Origin of the sequence: Sphingobacterium spiritivorum (assembly GCF_016724845.1) — a bacterium.
Lineage (GTDB): Bacteria > Bacteroidota > Bacteroidia > Sphingobacteriales > Sphingobacteriaceae > Sphingobacterium > Sphingobacterium spiritivorum_A.
The window spans coordinates 16662-37554 of sequence record NZ_CP068082.1 but is presented as its reverse complement, the minus strand read 5'-3'; the positions used below and the strand labels follow the sequence as shown (position 1 = coordinate 37554).

Here is a 20893-nt window from a genome sequence, read left to right as displayed (position 1 = left end):
ATCCGTTTATCTTTGTGCTGAATATCATTAAAACAGCATAAGTGGCATCTACAAAATATCTGAAAAAAATAAAGGATCTGGCTGAGCGTAATCTGAAAGATGGCATAGCCTTCTTAGCAGAAAATGCAAAGAGAAATACTGTAATCGTAACTCCATCCGGAGTACAGTATGAGATTTTAAAGGAAGGCAGCGGAGAGATACCGACTTCAAAAGCAAAGGTACTGTGTCATTATAAAGGAACGTTACTTGACGGAACCGTTTTTGACAGTTCTTACAAGCGTAAGAAGCCAGAAGCATTTTTGGTACGTGAGCTCATAAGGGGCTGGCAGGAAGTGTTGGTAATGATGCCTGTAGGAAGTCATTGGAAAATATATATTCCATCTCATCTGGCTTATGGATTTGAGTCTTTGACAGAGAGCAGCGGAGGCAACTGTACACTGATTTTTGAAATGGAATTGAAGGCTATTCTGTAACTCATCCAAGTGTCATTTTATTAAACTTAATATATATACGGCTTACGTCTTTTTGTGTTGAAAATGAGAGTTTTTGATAGAATTGATAAAGCTATCGGTAGATGGGGAATAGTGCATGTACAGGATTAAATCTGATCAAATAAGCTATATTCGCAGCATTACAATTTGTTTTTGATAACTATTAGTAAAACGATATGGAAAATCTACACAACAAAAAAGCGATTATCACAGGAGGTGGCAGGGGATTAGGAAAAGCAACAGCTCTTGCTTTGGCTGCTGAAGGAGTATCTGTCGGCATTACCGGCCGTAATGAAGAAAATCTAAAGCAAACGGTAAAGGAACTGGAAGCTTTGGGTGTACAAGCTGTCTATGCGGTGTTTGATGTAGCCAATGCAGATCAGGTCAAATCTGAAGTTTCCAGACTGATCGAAAGATTAGGGGGAGTGGATATACTAATCAATAATGCGGGTATCGCTGAGTTTGGATCCTTTTTGGATATGGACGCACATCGCTGGCAGGAAATCCTGATGACTAATGTCATGGGGATCTATTATGTCACACGGGAGGTATTACCGCATTTGGTAGCAAAAAATCAGGGCGATATTGTAAATGTCAGCTCTACAGCCGGATTGACAGGTAATGCTAATACTTCGGCATATTCTGCTTCTAAGTTTGCTGTGATCGGAATGTCAGAATCTCTGATGAAAGAAGTTCGTAAACATAATATACGTGTATGTACACTCACTCCGAGTACCATTGCTTCGGATATGTCTGTCGATCTGGGGCTTACTGATGGTAATCCGGACAGCGTATTGCAGCCATCTGATTTTGCAGAGCTGATTATCGCTAATTTAAAATTACCAAGAAGAGCGTTACTGAAATCGGCCTCTTTATGGTCTACGAATCCTTAATAATACAGCGTATATCTGTTCTTGTTTGATCTTAGCAGGACAGTGCTTAATTTTTTTATTGCAGAGCTACCTTCGGAGGTGGCTCTGTATGATTAGAGTAGACGTCTTTGCAGAAGGAGAACTGAAGTTCAGAAATCCCAGTTCTTCTAATACCGCCCTGGTAATCTCTTTTCTGCTGGGGCCGAATCCGGGATCTTGACGAACGCGATCCTGAAATAGTCTGGTGGCAAATAAATACGTGTTTTTTTGCTTTTCTATATAGCCTACCCACCATCCTATGTTTAACCCTTCTATTCGTGTCCAGCCTGTTTTGGCGTGAACCTCAGCATCAGGATATTCTTTGGAGAGCATAACCCTTTTGACAGTTTGCATATGTCTTTTTTCAAAGGGGAGCTGCTCCAGATATAACTTTCTTAAAAAGTCAACCTGATTATAGGGCGATATACCGAAATTACCAAAATTCCAAAAGTCAGGATCCGCTTCGCTCAGATCGGCATTGCCATATCCGGCAAGGGAGAGGTAATGCTGATAATTTTTCTTCCCAATTTTTTTGGATAATTCTACAAAAATCCATCCAGCTGATTTTTCAAAAGCTTCTTTAACAGTCATGTCTCTGTATATATCGGGTCTGTATCCATATTTAACGGTATCGGTCTGACCTATCCATTTGACAACCTGATTTTCATCGGCTATGACTTTTGATTCCAATGCAATCAGGAGATTGATAATTTTAAACGTTGATGCTGGTAATGCGGGTACGTAGACTGACTTTGCATCGGAAGCAAACCATTTATTATTTTGTAAATCCAGTATTAGAATATCTCCCTTAGCATGTTTGTTTTCGAAGTACCTGTTGAATTCTTCTCTAACGGTCACAGAATCATTCCGGAACGAAGCCTTTACTTCTCCGGTTTGTTGTGCGGAAGCAGTATGTGATTGGCTGGAAAGGATACAAAAGAGGCTGTAAACAAAGAAGATAAGGCTGTTTTTCATAATTATAAATATACATTGTTTATAAAGAATTGATGTAAACAACAGCATATTTTCTACAGCATCGGGATATTGATGAGGCGATCAGTCTCCATATGAATGAAAGAATCATCTTTAACCAATGAAGACTGATTCGCATATATTATTTCCAGTGGTGGATATGTTTCGGATAATAGGGCACCTTATTCCTCATAAAGCCGCTGCGCTTCTATACCAGCGATACCAAGCTCTTTAATGATGATATGATGATCAAGACTTTGACCTTCAATGATGAGTACCTTGTAAACAGATTCCAGATCGAGTTTCCATTTTTTGATTCCGTCGATCTGTTTGATCACTGCGTGTATGTTGTGGAAGAGGCTGGAGCAGTGTACATTTGTTTCGAACATTAGTTTTTCCATAGCATTTTAATTTTAGTAAAAACCTCCAGAGGGAGATTTTTATAGTTTAACAATGTGGAGCAGGATCATTTGAGTGAGATCTCTCCATTAAGAAATAGCTATCGCGGTTTTGCAATAATGCTGTATACCCAAATTTACTGAAAAAGGAATTTCATTGATAATCAGATTGATAAAAATGTAACAAGTAACGAATAATTTGCAATTAGATTATTCTCCCGTTGAATGCTATCCGTCCAAACCATTTGGGACTCGTATTGTTATTAAAAAAGGACATACGAATAGCTCGGATATTTGTATGGTATAGCTATCGCTGAAAACAGTTACACTAATTTTATATTGCTGATGAAGACACATTTTGAATTAAAATATCCCTTGGGATTAGGAGGAGTTGCTATAGGAACGGGCTTTGAGCCGTTATCAGATGAAGAATCGTATCATATACTTGAAACGGCCTGGAATCAGGGTATTCGTTATTACGATACGTCGCCCTGGTATGGACTGACGAAGAGTGAACGTAGATTTGGAGATTTTCTGCGTCAGAAATCAAGAGGTGAATTTGTATTTTCTACAAAGATCGGACGATTGTTTGAAGCTGTAGATGAGGCAGATGTCCCGCCAACAATGTGGAAAGCTCCCTTAGCGTATGATTTCAGGCATGATTACACAGCAGATGCGACTGCACGGGCTATTGAAGAAAGTCTTTCACGGACCGGATTAGATCACATAGATATAGTTTTTGTTCACGATCTGTCTGAAGATCAGGTCGGTGACCGATACGATTATTATCTGCAGCAGGCAGAGAAAGGAGCATTCAGATTGCTTTCCGATTACCGGGATCAGGGGATTATCAAAGCATGGGGGATGGGGGTAAACAAGATTGAGCCTATTCTGGATTGTATCAGAATTGCCGATCCGGATATCTGTCTTTCGGCTACACAATATTCAATTCTTGAGCATGAGGATGCTATAGACCGCTTATTGCCAGTCGTTCGTGAACACGGCGTGAAATTGGTGTCCGGAGCCGGATTTAACTCCGGATATATCGGAGGGAGAGAACGCTATAATTATAAAGATGTTATTCCTAAAGGAATGGCTGAGAAACGGGCGCGTATAGCCGCTATCGCTCAGCAATATGGTACGGATCTGATTGCTGCGGCAATTCAGTTTGTATTAGCTGCGGACGAATTTGTATCTATTATTCCCGGAGCGAGCAGGCCCGGTCAGGTACTGGATAACTGCAGAGCCATTCGATCTGCGATTTCGCATGATTTCTGGAAAGAACTGAAACATGAAGGACTCATTTATACGCAGGCGCAGGTACCCGGAGTATAATTTACGATTATTGAACCTGAAGATAGGAATCCCACCATTCATTGGGTTTGGTGTGCATCATGTTGCCGGGATCCTGCATCCAATATGTATTATCTACAAAAATCTTGTATGCATATTTTCCGGGAGCTACAGAAAGTGTACAGATCCATTCGCCATCCTTTTTGATAAATGGGTTGGCGTGCGGATCATAATTATTAAAGGTGCCTGTCAAAGCAATGGTTTCGGCTCCCTGCATACCCTTGATCCTGAATGTAATGCTGTTTTTCTGTGGTCCGAACAGATTCAGATAATAGTTTGAAGGGTTGATTTTTCTGACCTGATCATACAATCTGTTTGCTTTTTCTTTTTTGCCGGATAGAAGACAGGCATTTGCAAGTGCTGCTCTTGCATTTTCAGAATCCGGATAGTACTTGAGATTGGTTTCAAACAGCTTTTCAGCATCTGTAATACGGTTGCTGTCAATAAGCTGATATCCGAATTTTTCCAGATCTCTTTCAGAAAACTGATAATGCATTTTGTTTGATTTCCTTTGTTTATTATACATGGAAATAGCGGCCGCTATTCCTTGCTGGTTATATGTTTGTTCTATTCTTTCTGCCAGCGATTTGGGAAATAAATCTTTTATTTCAATATCCTGATATCCCTTTTTGAGAAGTTGAAGGATATCTATCTTGCGGACAGCAGTGTAGTCATGACGCTGATAGAGATAAATGGTTTTGTTTTTGAGGTCGCATACCTGTGAATAAACAGTACTGTTATCCGTTTCACGCTGTGCTGTTGCATCAAGTATGTGTGTGAAATTTTCAAAAGACAGTGCTTTGGCTTTAAGCAGATTGTAGGCTGTTTTCCTGCGCCAGCACTTGAAATCTGAGTATTGAGGATCCTGGAGACTATAATTTGTCAGTACATAATTTTTACTGCCCGGGCGGATTATATAATTTGCATGCACAATCGCATAATCTCCTGTACGGTCTGCTATCATGATTTGTGCCTTTTGCTGCCATGTAAGATTGTACTGAGAAAAGAGTTTTAATGCTTCTTCTACTGTGCCACATTCCTGTAGAATTTTTTCCAGAATATAGCCTTCAAAATCGGGTTTTGAAGGATCTTTAATTATGGCTACTTCCTGAGGCAGGGCTGCTGCATCATAGAAAAGTCCCTGATCATTTATTCCTCCTTCGGGAAATTTTTCTTCGAACCCCCAGAAAATGTAACCTTTCTTATGTTGTATGGAAGGTCTGACCCATAGATACGTTTTCTTCAGGGGGGAATAGTCTTCATTATTTCCGACCAAAACCTGTTTTTCGTCATGGGCTATAAAAATAGTGCATGATAGAACAGGTACATATTGCGAAAATAGTATACCGATCAAAATAATGATACCTCTTTTCATTTTTATGGTTATGAATTCATGCGTTGATATTAAATATAAAGATAAAATAATCCTGTTAATATAGAGCTTTCTATATTGATCATTAGGTTGTTATTAATTTTTCATGATAAGCTCAGCATCACGGATCTGGATCTCGGTGTGTCCGTCTTTATCCGCATTGAGATATACAATCCCTCTAATATGTACGGGCAACTCGCTAAACGTAACCTTACGTTTGTTTTTCATCATGATTTCGGCCATGGGGGGTATTCCGTTTTGTCCGCAAAACATACATTGAGCTACCGGTAAGACTGATAACAGAAACCAATTATGCTTTCGTCCTGTATTTATCGGAACCATATACCCCTGCAGGCTGACACTTTTATTATTGAGCTGCTGTAAAACCGGCGGGAAATGAGGAATATAAATCGTCTTATTTGCTTTTTTCTCAACCTTATACATGAGCTGATCAAAGGCTTCCCAGGTTTTGTTCATCAACGGTTTATGATGTGTAAGATGTGTTTGCTGTACGTTTTGTTGCGCTTCGGATGGCTGTGTAGTCGAAATGGAAATAAAAATAATTAAAAGCGGAATTAGGAAGTAAAGATTCATGAGTGCATATTTTTTTAGTTTCGAAAGTAAAAGTACATGCAATTTTTATTTAATGCAACTATGTTGCATTTGTTGTTTTTGATTATTATCTTTGTTTCACAGAAGCATTAACGGAAAGGACTATGATACCTCAGGATTACGAAAGCTGGAAAGATTGTATTGAGAATAAATGCGGAATTGCACTTACAGCAGATTTTGTAAGGAAGCGTCTGAATGTCTATACCGATACGGCTCTTGCAGAAACACAACGGTTTGTGTTATTGTATGGTGAGCAGCACCGTCAAAGAATAATAGAATGGCTGCAGTTGTCCCTGTCCGGGCAGTCTATGGAAGAAAAGAATACGTAAATCAATCATAAGATGAAGAATAAAAAATTACCTGTAACCGTACTGAGTGGGTTTTTGGGGGCAGGAAAGACTACATTACTCAATCATGTGCTGCACAACAAGGAGAATCTGAAAGTAGCTGTGATCGTCAATGATATGAGCGAGATCAATATCGATGCCTCTTTGGTTAAAAAAGAAAATACGCTTTCGCGGACAGAAGAAAAACTGGTAGAGATGAGCAATGGTTGTATCTGCTGTACATTGCGTGAGGATCTGATGGTGGAAGTGGAGCGCCTGGCGGGGGAGAACCGATTTGATTATTTGCTTATCGAAAGTACAGGAATATCAGAGCCACTGCCTGTCGCACAGACTTTCAGTTTTGTTGATGAGCAAAACGGGATCAACCTTCCTGATCTGAGTTATATAGACACGATGGTCACTGTAGTGGATTGTTTTAATTTTTTTAAAGATTTCGGATCGGCAGAAACATTGACAGACCGCAGGTTGACGGATGATGATTATGATAACCGCACTATCGTTAACCTGTTGACGGATCAGGTTGAATTTGCTAATGTAATTGTGCTGAATAAGGTAGACCTTGTCGCAGAAGAAACCATTGCTGTATTAGAGGCAGCCATCCGGAAATTAAATCCAGGGGCACGGATAGTCCGAAGTTCTTTCGGACAGATTGTTGTATCGGATATTATTGGTACGGGACTTTACAATCAGTCGATTGCTGAATCTTCTGAAGCATGGAAGAACGAGTTGACACATGAGCATGTGCCGGAAACGGAGGAATATGGTATTTCTTCGTTTGTATTTACCAGTCAGCGACCTTTTCATCCGCAACGCTGGTATGATTATCTGAATATTACTTATCCGTATAATCTGATTCGTGCTAAAGGTCTTTTTTGGATGGCTTCGCGTCCGGATGAGGCTATAAGTTTTAGTCAGGCCGGAGGAAGCCTGCGGCTGGAAGGAGCAGGTGTCTGGTGGTGTTCTATTCCTGAAGCAGAACGTCGGCATTACCCTGATTTCAGGGAGTATGAAGCCGAAATGAGAAAAAGATGGCATCCTGAATGGGAGGACAGAAAAACGGAACTTGTATTTATCGGACAGGATCTCAATAAGGAAGTCTGTGTCGCACAACTGGAAGAATGTTTGTTAACGGATGAAGAAGCTGAAAGATGGAAATACAATGAATGGGAGGACAACTTCCCTAAGCATATATAGTCAATTGTTTGTTTTGGCCGCTGTCTGTTGCTTTTTAAGTGATGGCAGCGGTTTTTTTATTTATATCAGCCCTCTTCTTCCGTAAGAAGATGGCTGATATCCTTAATCCGTCTTACACACGAGGAAGTTTGTATCCATTGTGATATTCTTTTTCCAGATATAGTTTATTGATCTTATTATCTGTGAAGCTATTGGTATTCTTGTCCCACATGAGTTTTTCTCCGCTTCGGTAGGATATATTTCCCATCTGGGCCACGGTGGCCACATGTGATCCCGCCTGAATAGAACAATTTAAATCCTGCATTTTACGGCTTTTAATAACATCTATAAAGTTTTGCATATGATTTTGAAGGCCTTTGTCGGATGCAGCTGTGAAAGACTTCACAACTTTATTCGAGCTCTTTTTCTCTTCTATGACTTCCCATCCGCTTCGGTTGAGGATCAATGTACCATTGTTACCAATATAGGCTATACCGTGATCCCTGTTGTAAGGGCCGTTTTCTACCCCCATAGCTGAATCCCAAACTAAATTGAAATTGTCAAATTCGTATAGTGTAGTCAAAGTGTCTGGAGTTTCTTCATATAAATCCGGATAGGCAAAACGACCTCCTAGTCCTGCTACGGATTTGGGGAAGTCTGTGTTCATACCCAGTAAGGCGTAATCCAGAAGATGAACTCCCCAATCCGTCATTAGTCCTCCGGCATAATCCCAGAACCACCGAAAGTTGTAATGGAATCTACTGGCATTAAAGGGAAGGATAGGAGCGGGTCCCAGCCATTGTTTATAGTCCACACCGGCTGGTACAGCACTGTTTGGTACTACAGCGCCTGGTTTTTTTCCTCCCTGGTAGCACCAGGTCTTTACGGTTCGGATATTTCCCAATTGTCCGCTATGTATAAAGTCTACGGCATCTTTGAAATGCTTCTGGCTACGTTGCCATTGTCCCACCTGTACAACTTTGTTATATCTTGTCTGAGCGGCGGCCATACGATTACATTCGACAATAGAGTTTCCTACCGGTTTTTCTACATAGACATCTTTTCCTGCTTCACAGGCATGGATCATTTGTAGAGCATGCCAGTGGTCAGGAGTACCTATAATGACGGCATCTATATCTTTGTTGTCCAGTAATGCACGATAATCGCCATATGTTTTTACTTTATTTGTATCTATATTCTGCTTACTCAGGTCTGCCATGCGGGCGTCAATAACATTTTTATCTACATCGCAGATACCAATGAGGTTGACTCCGGGTATTTTCAGGGCAGCGTTTACATTGGACCAGCCCATACCTTTGGCACCGATGACTGCAATATTAACCTGTTCATTTGGCATGACGCTATTATTGAACATTGCAAATGCAGAATTCGGGAGGGAAGAGGCTATTAACCCACTTCCTGCAAGCAAGGAGGTTTTTTTGAGAAATTGTCTTCCGGTATTCATCTTTTAGGATTGCTTAATAATGCTGTTGATTCTTTTCAGGATCGTAGTTTTACTTGCTGCTACTATAAAAGGGCCGTACAGAATGCTGATGTTAGTTTTTAATTAAAATATAAATACCAGAATACATTATCAGGCGCTATCTGATTTTTTCTTACACACGAGGAAGTTTGTATCCATTGTGATATTCTTTTTCCAGATATAGTTTATTGATCTTATTATCTGTGAAGCTATTGGTATTCTTGTCCCACATGAGTTTTTCTCCGCTTCGGTAGGATATATTTCCCATCTGGGCCACGGTGGCCACATGTGATCCCGCCTGAATAGAACAATTTAAATCCTGCATTTTACGGCTTTTAATAACATCTATAAAGTTTTGCATGTGATTTTGAAGACCGTTATCGGATGCCGCTGTGAATGGGACTACAACTTTATTCTGGCTCTTTTTTTCTTCTATGACTTCCCATCCGCCACGGTTAAGGATCAATGTGCCATTGTTGCCGATATAGGCTATACCGTGATCCCTGTTGTACGAACCATTGTCTATACCCATCGCCGAATCCCATACCATATTGAATTTATCAAATTCGTACAGTGTCGTCAGGGTATCCGGAGTTTCTTCGTACAGATTCGGATAAGCAAAACGTCCACCCAAACCGACTATAGATTTAGGTAATTCTGCTTTCATGCCCAATAAGGCATAATCCAGAAGATGTACGCCCCAATCTGTCATCAGACCGCCTGCATAATCCCAAAACCAACGAAAATTGAAATGAAAGCGACTGGAATTAAAAGGAACAAGCGGAGCTGGTCCTAACCACTGTTTATAATCAACTCCTGTCGGCACCGCGCTATTCGGTACTACGGGGCCCGGCTTCATCCATCCCTGATAGCACCACACTTTTACGGTGCGTATATTCCCTAATTGTCCGGTTCCTATAAAGTCGACAGCATCTCTGAAATGCTTCTGGCTGCGTTGCCATTGTCCGGCCTGTACGACTTTATTATATCGGGCCTGAGCTGCCATCATACGATTACATTCGACGATAGAATTTCCTACCGGTTTTTCTACGTAAACATCTTTTCCTGCTTCACAGGCATGGATCATTTGTAAAGCATGCCAGTGGTCAGGAGTACCTATAATGACGGCATCTATATCTTTGTTGTTCAGTAATGCACGATAATCGCCATATGTTTTTACTTTATTTGTGTCTATATTCTGCTTACTCAGGTCTGCCAGGCGGCTGTCTATAACATTTTTATCTACATCGCAGATACCAATGAGGTTGACACCGGGTATTTTCAGGGCAGCGTTTACATTGGACCAGCCCATACCTTTGGCACCGATGACTGCAATATTAACCTGTTCATTTGGCATGACGCTATTATTGAACATTGCAAATGCAGAATTCGGGAGGGAAGAGGCTATTAACCCACTTCCTGCAAGCAAGGAGGTTTTTTTGAGAAATTGTCTTCGGGTATTCATATGTTATGGTTTTGGTTAGTGCTGTTAAAAGTCTGTCCATTTTTGATCAGACTGTGCAGAGGCTATTACTGTTTCTATAAATTGCATTCCACGTACCCCGTCTTCTGCTGTCGGAAAATCCAGATCATCTTCCGAAGCTGTTGTTCCATTTACAGCAGCCAAAATTGTATGTGCAAAATTGTTGTAAATATTGGCAAATGCTTCTATATATCCTTCAGGATGACCTGCCGGTAATCGCGTGTTGTGCTTAGCGACCGGATACAGGCAGGATTGTCCGGTCCGGAAAATCTGGGCCGGTGCATCGAGCCATTTGAGCATAAGCGTATTGGGTTCCTGCTGGTTCCATTCCAGACCGGCTTTTTCGCCGTAAATCCTGATTTTCAACGCATTTTCTTCTCCTGCAGCGACCTGCGAAGCTGAAAGTACACCGCTGGCTCCGTTATCAAAACGCAGCAATATATTACCATCATCTTCTAATCTTCTGCCCTCGACAAAGGTTTGCAGGTCTGCACATATCTTTTGTATTTTCAAACCGGAGATATATTCAGCCAGATGCGCGGCGTGTGTTCCTATGTCGCCCATACAACCGCTTTTTCCGCTTTTTTCGGGGTCGGTACGCCAGGCTGCCAGCGCTACATCCGTTTCGATCAATGTGCTTAGCCAGCCCTGAGGGTATTCCACCATTATTTTCCGGATCTGTCCCAGTTTATTCTCTTTAACAAGTTGTCGAGCCTGCTTGACCATTGGATAGGCAGAATAGGTATGTGTAAGACATAACAGGAGTCCTTTTTCTGCTACTTTTAACCGAAGTTGCTTAGCTTCCTCCAATGTGAGTGTCATCGGTTTTTCAAGAACAACATGAAATCCGTGATCGAGCGCCATCATAGCCGGATCAAAGTGGGCAAAATTCGGGGTGACAATACTTACGAAATGTATTCGTTTGTCTGCCGGCAGCTGGCTTTCCCGCACTATCATTTCCTGATAGCTCGTATAGATCCGGTCTTGCGGCAGGTGTAATAGTTCTCCGGATTCCCTTGCAATATCCGGATCCGAACTTAATGCTCCGCAACAGAACTCGATATGACCATCCATGCCGGCAGCCATACGATGAACAGCTCCGATAAAGGCATTTTTACCGCCTCCAATCATACCCATTCTTATTTTTGTACTATTCATAGTGCTCAGTTTTTTCGGATAGATATGTATGACTTATAATCCTAGTAGCTTTCTGTTAAGGTCATTGTTGGTTTCTACTGAAGCGAAATTATCAAATGCTTTGTCGGTGACCCGGATAATATAGTCTTTTATAAAAAGGGCTCCTTCTCTTGCTCCGTCTTCAGGATGTTTAAATGCACATTCCCATTCCAAAACTGCCCAACCCTGAAAATTATATTGTGTAAGCTTGGTAAAAACAGCTTTAAAATCGACTTGTCCGTCACCTACAGATCTGAATCTTCCTGCTCTGAATTGCCAGTTTTGATATCCGCCGTATACACCCTGGCGCCCGGAAGGTGTAAACTCAGCATCTTTGACATGAAACATTTTGATTCGATCGTGATAGATATCAATGAATTGCAGATAGTCCAGACACTGAAGAACAAAATGGGATGGATCATATAGAATATTTGCGCGATTGTGATAGTTTACTTTTTGAAGGAACATATCAAAAGTGACACCATCATGGAGATCTTCTCCCGGATGTAGTTCGTAACAAAGATCCACGTCGTACCGCTCACCTTCATCGAGGATGGGCAACCATAGTCTGGCAAGCTCAGCAAATCCAGTCTCAATCAGATTTTCAGGACGCTGCGGCCATGGATAGACAAATGGCCACAACAGGGCTCCGCTGAATGTCGCTAATGCCTTAAGCCCAAGATTATGGGAGGCTCTGACAGCATATTTAAGTTGTTGTATAGCCCACTGTTGCCGTGCCTTTGGATTGCCGTGCAGATCTTTTGGAGCAAAAGCATCAAACAGATCATCGAAAGCGGGGTTGACTGCGACCAACTGACCCTGAAGATGTGTTGACAACTCTGTAATCTCTAATCCATAGGATTGCACTGTCGCTTTCAGCTCCTGTGCATAATTTTTATCAGTAGCAGCCCTTTCGAGGTCAATAAAACGAGCGTCTAAGGTAGGAAGCTGTATACCTTTGTATCCCAAATCTGATGCCCATTGGCAGATAGCTTCTAATGTATTAAATGGGGGCTCATCACCGATAAATTGGGCAAGGAAAATTGCAGGGCCTTTAATCGTTATCATAGTTTATTACGTTTTGTAAGACCGATTATGTTAAAACTGGGGAAAATTATCTTTCCAGATCAGAACATAAGTCAGATCATATTCTTATGAATAATATTATAATTTGGTTATTCTGTGTAACGTGCTTGTCTTATACAATTTTACGAAAAAAAACAACCGGTTGCAATAAAATGAGAAAAAAATCTTACACTTGTCTTGTAGAAATACAGAATGGTATCAATAACAAAGTTTTTGAAATATATTTTCAATGGACTGGAGCTTACGAAGCAATAACATAAAGTTAAGTGTATTGCTGGCTAAAAAGATTAAGGTATTCAGGAGCTAAATAACCCACACTTGCTAAAATTGACAAGGGTCTGAAAGCTGAAAAAAGTTTGTTATTAAGTGATTTCACACAACTAATAACCAAATAAACCAAATAAGAGAGAAATGGCAAATAATGTGTATGATGCTATTGTCATCGGATCAGGGATCACGGGTGGCTGGGCAGCAAAAGAACTGACAGAGAAAGGGTTGAAAACCATAATGTTAGAGCGGGGCCGTAATATCGAGCATGTCAAGGATTATCCGTCACCGAATAAAGATCCCTGGGATTTTGCACATAGAGGTAAATTGCCTCTGGATGTCGCCAAAAATTACCTGCCCTTTGGAGTTAAAAATCAATGGATAAATGAGACAAATGTTGATTTCTGGACTAACGAAACAGAAAGTCCTTATAAAGAAATTAAGCCCTTTAACTGGTTCAGAGGATATCAGGTAGGGGGACGTTCATTAATTTGGGGACGACAAAGTTATCGTCTTTCAGATCTGGATTTTGAAGCGAATGCTAAAGACGGACATGGTATAGATTGGCCTGTCCGTTATAAAGATATAGCTCCCTGGTACAGTTATGTAGAAAAGTTTGCTGGTATTTCAGGTAATAAGGACGGCCTGGCTGTATTACCGGATGGAGAATTTATGCCGCCTATGGAGATGAACTTTGTCGAAAAGGATTTGGCTGAACGGTTAAAGCAAAAATACAACAGCAAAAGACATTTTATAATAGGCCGAGTCGCCAATATTACGGTTCCGCATCATGGCCGGGTGAATTGTCAATATCAGAACAAGTGTTGGCAAGGATGCAATTTTGGGGCTTATTTCAGCACGCAGTCTTCTACTTTACCTGCAGCAGTGAAGACCGGAAATCTGACACTGAGACCTTTCTCAATTGTGAAAAATATCATTTACGATAAGGATACAAAAAAAGCCAAAGGCGTAGAGATACTGGATGCTGAGACAAATAAGACTTATGAATATTTTGCAAAGATTGTTTTTGTATGTGCTTCAGCACTCAATTCCACCTGGGTATTGATGAATTCGGCTACGGACATTTGGGAGGGAGGATTAGGTAGCAGTAGCGGAGAGCTGGGACATAATCTAATGGATCATATGTTAAACAGCGGAGCCGGAGGACGTGTAGAAGGCTTTGAAGATAAATATATCTTTGGTCGTAGGGCTAATGGCTTATATGTGCCGAGGTTTGCAAATATAGAGGGCGATACCAAAAAGCGGGATTACATTCGCGGATTTGGTTATCAGGGAGGAGCTTCCCGTAGTCGCTGGTCCGGAGATGTGGATGATATGAGTGTCGGGGGAGCCTGGAAAGATGCGATAGCAGAACCCGGATCGTGGTACATAGGATTTACTGCATTTGGAGAAATCCTTCCTTATCATGAGAATAAAATCTCACTGGATAAAACTCTAAAAGATAAATGGGGGCTTCCGGTATTGGCTATGGATGCAGAAATCAAAGAAAATGAGAAAAAAATACGTCAGGATGCTGGTGAAGAAATGAAGCATATGCTGGAGTCTATTGGTGTAAAGGATGTTTCAACTTATGATAGTGGATTTAGTATGGGACAAGGTATACATGAAATGGGGACTGCAAGAATGGGACACGATCCAAGTACATCTGTACTCAATAAGCATAATCAGGTCTGGGATGCTAAGAACGTATTTGTGACAGATGGGGCTTTTATGACTTCGGCTTCCTGTGTCAATCCATCGCTAACATACATGGCTTTTACAGCCCGGGCGGTAGATTTTGCAGTGAGTGAACTAAAAAAGGGGAATCTTTAATATATTTATTTCAATAGCGATGAATAGAAGAGACGCAATAGAACGAGTGGCTTTACTGATGGGAGGCACTATTGTCGGGGCAAACCTTTTTCTGGAAGGTTGCAAAAGACCGGCATCACCGGATATTAAACAGCTTTTTGAAGCCGAATCAGTTGATTTTATCGGAGATCTGGCAGAAGCTATTCTGCCAAGAACAAAAACTCCCGGAGCCAAAGAAGCCGGCGTAGGAGAGGTGATCCCGGTAATAGTAAGAGATTGTTATACTAATGATGAACAAAAGATTTTTCTGGAAGGTCTTGCCATGATTGATTCCAGAGCTAAGAAAGAGCTGGGGCATGAGTTTCAGAAGCTGGAGAAAAAAGACCAGACCTTATTTGTCAATAAGCTGGATAAGGAATCGAAAGAATATGAGGGCAAAAGAAAAGAGAAAGATCCTCCTCATTTTTTTACCCTGTTTAAACAACTGACTTTGCTTACATTTTTTAGTTCGAAGTTAGGGGCTACAGAAGTTCTTCGTTATGTGAAAATTCCGGGAAAATTTGACGGTGACTATCCCTATAAGAAAGGTGATCGGGCATGGGCCACCTAACGGCAATAGTTTGTTTTGACTATAAAAATGCGCCTTCACCGAGGGGCATTTTTATTTTTAATTAAATCTTGGTTTTTCAGCATGTTTCAAAATAAGTCCGCATTGGCGATGATCGTTAACGTATATTGTTTTTCAGGTAGATTTATACTTCTTTTTTCATGGTGCAACTTGTATTATTAAATAATAAATGGTTATTTTAAGCCTTTAAATTCAAGATCGTCACTTCGCATCAAAAAAATCGGTCTTTAAAAACTATGAACACACACATGATTCTAATTGTTGATGACAAATCAGAAAATATATATTCTTTAAAACGATTATTAGAATCTAAGGATTTTTTAGTAGATACAGCACTATCCGGAGAAGAAGCTCTAAAAAAAGTATTAAAAAATAACTACGCCCTTATTATTCTGGATGTTCAAATGCCAGGAATTGATGGTTTTGAAGTAGCAGAAACGCTTTCAGGCTTCAACAAAACAAAGGAAATTCCCATAATATTTCTTTCTGCGGTCAATACCGATAAAAAATTTATCACAAAGGGCTATGAATCAGGAGGTATAGACTATGTAACTAAACCTGTAGATCCTGATATTCTGCTATTAAAAGTCAAAACATTCTATCGCTTATATGAGCAGACACTAGCCCTCAATGAAACGCAACAGGCTCTTATCTCTGAAATCGAAACCAGAAAAAAGGCCGAAACGAAACTGAAAGAGCGGGTGGATCATTTACACTCTACATTAGAGTCGTTGCCTCAGATCGCTTTTACAGCTAATGCAGAAGGTCAGATCGAATTTGTGAATGAAAAATGGTTTAAGTATTCCATTTCAGCAGAGACTTTCCCGAAAACCCATCCCGATGACAAAAATATCCGGGATGAATGGCTGTTGGCTATGGGCAGTGGCAATGCTCTGGAACTAGAAGTAAGGATTAAGGAGATTGATGCGGATATATTCAGATTTCATTTGTTACGGATCATACCAATCAGAGAACAGGAGGTAATTGTTAAATGGGTAGGTACTTTCACGGATATAGATGATCAGAAACAAATAGAGAAAAAGAAGGATGAATTTCTGAGTATCGCCAGCCATGAACTGAAGACACCTCTGACAAGTATCAAGGCTTATATACAGTTGTTAGAAAGAACGCTGAATGCCGAACATAGCAGCTCTACAAGTAAATACCTGAATACGGTACAGAATCAGGTCTCTAAATTGAATAGTCTGATAGCAGATTTACTGGATATATCTAAAATAGATAACGGTAAGCTCAAGATGAATAAGAAACTATTCAACTTTGAAAATTTGCTAAGCAATGTCGTGGATACTATATATCACACACACGAAAACAGCAATATCAGGATCGAACGGGAAGGCGATGCGATCGATCAGCCTGTACTTGGAGACGAAATAAGAATCGAACAGGTACTGATTAATTACCTGACAAATGCTATTAAGTACTCACCTGATTCCAAAAGAGTCATTATCAAAACAGAACAGGAAAATACACAAATAAAAGTCGATGTTACCGATTTCGGAATAGGTATTCCTGAGCACAAGCAAAAAAATATTTTCAATAAATTCTATCGTGTGGAAGAATCCTCGCTGAAGTTTCAGGGACTTGGAATAGGCCTTTACATCTGTTCGGAAATTATCCGGCAGCATAACGGAACGTTTGGTATACAGAGTCAGACCGGACAGGGATCAACATTTTATTTTACTATACCTTTAAACTAGACAGCACATGCCTGGCAAATTTATACGCAGCCTTCAGATAGGCTTTGGAGTTTCATTAGTGATATTGTTGGCGAGTTCCACCGCTTCCTATCTCAGTATAAAGGAACAACTCAATAACAGAAAAAAAGTTGATCACACTCGCCAGGTGATCAGTGGAGTAAATAAAATTCTTGTCGATCTGCAAAATGCGGAAACAGGACAGCGCGGATTTCAGCTTACAGGCAAAGAGAGTTTTCTGGAACCATATATCAAGAGTACCGAATCTTTACCGGAGGCCTTAAAAACTGTCCGCGAACTCACATTGGACAATCCGATTCAAACCCGCCGTTCGGACAGCCTCGAATCCTTAGTCAATTCCAGAATCAGTATTCTCAAAAATCTGGTAGATATCAAAAGAAAAGGTGGAGATATTACAATCGCGCAGTTAGAGGATGGTAAACGTTACATGGATAGCTGCCGGAATATTATTGCCGGTTTTACCGATGAAGAAGAGATGCTCTTAAATAAAAGATCGTTAGCTCTAGATGCATCTTCTCAATACACTTCATTTTTTATTATTATAGCAGCTGTAGCTTCTCTGATTATCACTTCAGTATTCTACAAGAAAATAAGAGAAGATTATTATAAGAGAGAACAGTTACAGTCCTCTTTAAAGAAAAAAGATGAAGAGATAAGCCGTAGATTAAATGTTATTCAAAAAATTGCGAATAATATTGCTCATGGAGATTATACCATACGAATTGATGATACGGAAGAGGATGATCTCGGAAGTCTGGCAGGATCCCTGAACGATATGACAGACGCTTTAAAGTCTTCTTTTGATAAACTGAATAACAACGACTGGCGTCAGACAGGATTAGCGCGATTGAATGAAATACTTGTAGGTAACAAAACGCAGGAAGTATTGGCCGAAGATTCTCTTTCGCATCTGACTAATTACGGAGACTGTGTTAACGGAGCATTTTATCTTCTGGAGAATGATCTTATCAGACTGCAAAGTGCCTATGCACTGGAAGACAGAATGACAAAAACACTGGAAATCGGTGAAGGGATGGTAGGACAGGTGTTGAAAGATGGTAAGGAAAAGCTGATTGAAGGTATTCAGGCCGAAGATTATGTTGTCAGTTTCTCAAGCGGTAAACTGAAGGTCAGTCATATTTTGCTGCTACCGGTTATTCTTAACGGTATATGCATAGGTGTTATCGAATTGGGATCTGCACATAAATTTGATGCGTTAAAGATTGGCTTTTTCAAGGAGGCTTCTTCCACTATAGCGCTTGCACTTGCTGCAGCCAAAAGCAGAAAACAAGTACAGACTCTCCTGGAGGAAACACAGGCACAGGCCGAAGAATTGCAGGCGCAACATTCTGAACTGGAAAACCTGAATACTGAACTGGAGGCGCAAACACAAAAACTGCAGGCTTCAGAAGAGGAACTGAGAGTGCAGCAGGAAGAACTTTTACAATCCAATCAGGAACTGGAAGAGCGTTCCAAACTATTGGAAGAAAAAAATCATCTTATTGCAGAGCGTAATTTGGAAATTCAGGAAAAAGCTGAAGAACTCGCATTGAGTACAAAATACAAGTCTGAGTTTCTGGCTAATATGTCTCATGAGTTAAGAACTCCTTTAAATTCAATTTTGCTGCTGTCAAGACTGATGTCTGAGAACACAGAAGAGAATCTGAATGAAGACCAGATCGAATCAGCAAAGGTTATACAAAGTTCGGGTACGAGTTTACTGAGCCTTATTGATGAGATATTGGATTTGTCGAAGATCGAAGCCGGCAAGATGGAACTGGAGTATCAGCATGTCAGACTATCGGATGTAACACAAGAACTCAACAGCCTGTTTGCTCCTATAGTAAAGGAAAAATCCCTTGATCTGAATATTGTTGTTCAACCGGATCTGGATTCTACAATTGAAACCGATAGGCTGCGACTGGATCAGGTACTGCGGAATCTGCTTTCAAATGCGATAAAGTTTACGTCCAAAGGAAGTATTACACTGACCATAACGGAGGAACAAAGCAATAGGAATAATATTGTATTTGCTGTTAAGGATACCGGAATAGGTATTGCCGAAGAAAAGCAAAAAATTATCTTTGAAGCTTTTCAGCAGGCCGATGGTTCTACCCGAAGAAAATTTGGAGGTACCGGGCTCGGATTGTCTATCAGTCGTGAAATAGCCCGTCTTCTTGGAGGAGAGATCCGATTGCAGAGTAAAGAAAATGAGGGCAGTATATTCAGCCTGATTATTCCCAAATCAAAACAGACCACTGTTATCAGTCCTGCAACGGACGAGTTGATAGCTATTATATCTTCTGATGTGGAGGAGGTCAATGCGCTGGTAGCGGAGGAAGCCAGTTCGTATGTTGTTCTGGATATACCTGCAGAAGTAGAGGATGACCGGAATAATATTACGCAGCAGGACAAAGTAATCCTGATTGTGGAGGATGATACCAACTTTGCTAAAGCCCTGTTGAAATATACACGACAACAAAATTATAAAGGTATAGTCGTTGTAAGAGGAGATATCGCAGCCGAATTTGCTGAAAAGTATAAGCCTCTAGCTATCCTGCTGGATATTCAGCTTCCTGTAAAAGATGGATGGCAGGTCATGGACGAATTGAAAAATAATCCGGTAACACGGCCTATTCCAGTACATATGATGTCCTCTCTGAAAATGAAAAAGGAGAGTTTACTTAAGGGTGCAATAGATTTTATCAACAAACCGATTGCAATGGAGCAGATCGGAGGAATGTTTAAAAAAATTGAAGAGGCGTTGACACGCTATCCTAAAAAAGTACTGATCGTAGAAGAAAACCCTAAGCATGCAACTGCTTTGTCTTATTTCCTGAGCAACTTCAATATAGCTTCAGAGATCAAAAGCAATGTGAAAGACAGCGTGGAAGCATTGACTTCTGATGCGGTGAATTGTGTGATTCTGGATATGGGTATTCCGGATAAGACAGGCTATGAGACCCTGGAAGCGATCAAGAAAAATGAGGGATTGGAAAATTTACCTATCATTATTTTCACGGGTAAAAATTTGTCCAAAGCTGAAGAAACCAAGATCAAGCAATATGCAGACTCTATTGTGATTAAGACTGCGCATTCTTATCAGCGTATCCTGGATGAGGTCGGATTATTCCTGCATCTGGTCGAAGAAAAGAATGCAGATCAGAGACAAAAGAAAACCAATAAATTAGGGTCTTTAAATGAAGTACTGAGTAATAAAAAGGTATTGATTGCTGATGATGATGTCCGTAATATCTTTTCGCTCAGTAAAGCCTTAGAGAAGTACCAGATGAAAGTAATCTCTGCAATAGATGGAAAAGAAGCTATTCAGCAGTTAAAAAATAACCCTGATATTTCTATTGTCCTCATGGATATGATGATGCCTGAAATGGACGGATATGAAACAATCAGGCTGATAAGACAGTCACCACAGTATGCAAAGCTGCCTATTATGGCAGTGACCGCCAAAGCAATGACTGGTGACCGCGAAAAATGTATTATTGCAGGTGCATCGGATTATATATCAAAACCAGTGGATACAGATCAGTTGCTCTCTTTGCTAAGGGTATGGTTATATGAAAATTAATATTGTC

17 protein-coding genes are annotated in these 20893 nt (G+C 40.5%); 9 read left to right on the top strand and 8 right to left on the bottom strand.

What is annotated here, in order from left to right:
• The first annotated feature begins 41 nt into the window (after positions 1 to 41).
• Positions 42 to 473, top strand: a complete 432-nt coding sequence (locus I6J03_RS00175) for an FKBP-type peptidyl-prolyl cis-trans isomerase (protein ID WP_201694044.1) — start codon at positions 42 to 44, stop codon at positions 471 to 473.
• Between the two features lie 194 nt (positions 474 to 667).
• Positions 668 to 1384, top strand: a complete 717-nt coding sequence (locus tag I6J03_RS00170) for a 3-ketoacyl-ACP reductase (protein ID WP_003007024.1) — start codon at positions 668 to 670, stop codon at positions 1382 to 1384.
• A gap of 66 nt (positions 1385 to 1450) precedes the next feature.
• On the opposite strand, the gene I6J03_RS00165 is transcribed toward I6J03_RS00170, so the two are convergent.
• Positions 1451 to 2377: a penicillin-binding transpeptidase domain-containing protein gene (locus tag I6J03_RS00165; protein WP_232279706.1), complete on the bottom strand. Its 927-nt coding sequence runs from the start codon at positions 2375 to 2377 to the stop codon at positions 1451 to 1453.
• 179 nt (positions 2378 to 2556) lie between these two features.
• On the bottom strand, positions 2557 to 2775 hold the full coding sequence (locus tag I6J03_RS00160; protein WP_003007018.1) for a hypothetical protein: 219 nt from the start codon (positions 2773 to 2775) through the stop codon (positions 2557 to 2559).
• A 342-nt stretch (positions 2776 to 3117) separates the two neighbouring features.
• Here I6J03_RS00160 and I6J03_RS00155 point away from each other — a divergent pair, with 342 nt between their 5' ends.
• Positions 3118 to 4107 carry an aldo/keto reductase gene (locus I6J03_RS00155; protein ID WP_232279705.1) on the top strand — a complete coding sequence of 330 codons (990 nt, stop codon included), beginning with the start codon at positions 3118 to 3120 and terminating at the stop codon, positions 4105 to 4107.
• Positions 4108 to 4114: 7 nt separating this feature from the next.
• On the opposite strand, the gene I6J03_RS00150 is transcribed toward I6J03_RS00155, so the two are convergent.
• Both I6J03_RS00150 and I6J03_RS00145 read right to left on the bottom strand, forming a co-directional pair.
• Positions 4115 to 5500, bottom strand: a complete 1386-nt coding sequence (locus tag I6J03_RS00150; RefSeq protein ID WP_003007013.1) for an acyl-CoA--6-aminopenicillanic acid acyl-transferase — start codon at positions 5498 to 5500, stop codon at positions 4115 to 4117.
• Between the two features lie 93 nt (positions 5501 to 5593).
• Positions 5594 to 6091: a hypothetical protein gene (locus I6J03_RS00145; RefSeq protein WP_003007011.1), complete on the bottom strand. Its 498-nt coding sequence runs from the start codon at positions 6089 to 6091 to the stop codon at positions 5594 to 5596.
• Positions 6092 to 6213: 122 nt separating this feature from the next.
• Between I6J03_RS00145 and I6J03_RS00140 the strand changes: the two genes are divergently transcribed.
• Entirely contained in the window at positions 6214 to 6438 is a 225-nt protein-coding gene (locus I6J03_RS00140; RefSeq protein ID WP_003007008.1) for a hypothetical protein, read from the top strand.
• A gap of 12 nt (positions 6439 to 6450) precedes the next feature.
• Positions 6451 to 7650 (top strand): GTP-binding protein, encoded by a 1200-nt coding sequence (locus tag I6J03_RS00135; RefSeq protein ID WP_003007006.1) that lies wholly within the window; start codon positions 6451 to 6453, stop codon positions 7648 to 7650.
• A 112-nt stretch (positions 7651 to 7762) separates the two neighbouring features.
• Here I6J03_RS00135 and I6J03_RS00130 read toward each other — a convergent pair whose 3' ends face one another.
• From I6J03_RS00130 to I6J03_RS00115, 4 genes are all read right to left on the bottom strand, one after another.
• On the bottom strand, positions 7763 to 9094 hold the full coding sequence (locus tag I6J03_RS00130) for a Gfo/Idh/MocA family protein (protein WP_201694043.1): 1332 nt from the start codon (positions 9092 to 9094) through the stop codon (positions 7763 to 7765).
• A gap of 151 nt (positions 9095 to 9245) precedes the next feature.
• A complete protein-coding gene (locus tag I6J03_RS00125) occupies positions 9246 to 10577 on the bottom strand; it encodes a Gfo/Idh/MocA family oxidoreductase (protein WP_201694042.1) in 1332 nt (443 codons plus the stop codon).
• Between the two features lie 24 nt (positions 10578 to 10601).
• Positions 10602 to 11753: a Gfo/Idh/MocA family protein gene (locus I6J03_RS00120; protein ID WP_003006998.1), complete on the bottom strand. Its 1152-nt coding sequence runs from the start codon at positions 11751 to 11753 to the stop codon at positions 10602 to 10604.
• 33 nt (positions 11754 to 11786) lie between these two features.
• Positions 11787 to 12839 carry a sugar phosphate isomerase/epimerase family protein gene (locus tag I6J03_RS00115; protein WP_003006995.1) on the bottom strand — a complete coding sequence of 351 codons (1053 nt, stop codon included), beginning with the start codon at positions 12837 to 12839 and terminating at the stop codon, positions 11787 to 11789.
• A gap of 429 nt (positions 12840 to 13268) precedes the next feature.
• Here I6J03_RS00115 and I6J03_RS00110 point away from each other — a divergent pair, with 429 nt between their 5' ends.
• The 4 genes from I6J03_RS00110 to I6J03_RS00095 all read left to right on the top strand — a co-directional run bounded on the left by I6J03_RS00110 (position 13269) and on the right by I6J03_RS00095 (position 20886).
• On the top strand, positions 13269 to 14957 hold the full coding sequence (locus tag I6J03_RS00110; protein WP_003006991.1) for a GMC oxidoreductase: 1689 nt from the start codon (positions 13269 to 13271) through the stop codon (positions 14955 to 14957).
• Positions 14958 to 14976: 19 nt separating this feature from the next.
• Positions 14977 to 15546 (top strand): gluconate 2-dehydrogenase subunit 3 family protein, encoded by a 570-nt coding sequence (locus I6J03_RS00105; RefSeq protein ID WP_003006988.1) that lies wholly within the window; start codon positions 14977 to 14979, stop codon positions 15544 to 15546.
• A gap of 266 nt (positions 15547 to 15812) precedes the next feature.
• Complete coding sequence (locus I6J03_RS00100) at positions 15813 to 17282, top strand: ATP-binding response regulator (protein WP_201694041.1); 1470 nt, start codon at positions 15813 to 15815, stop codon at positions 17280 to 17282.
• Between the two features lie 7 nt (positions 17283 to 17289).
• On the top strand, positions 17290 to 20886 hold the full coding sequence (locus I6J03_RS00095; RefSeq protein ID WP_201694040.1) for a response regulator: 3597 nt from the start codon (positions 17290 to 17292) through the stop codon (positions 20884 to 20886).
• Positions 20887 to 20893 lie beyond the last annotated feature (7 nt).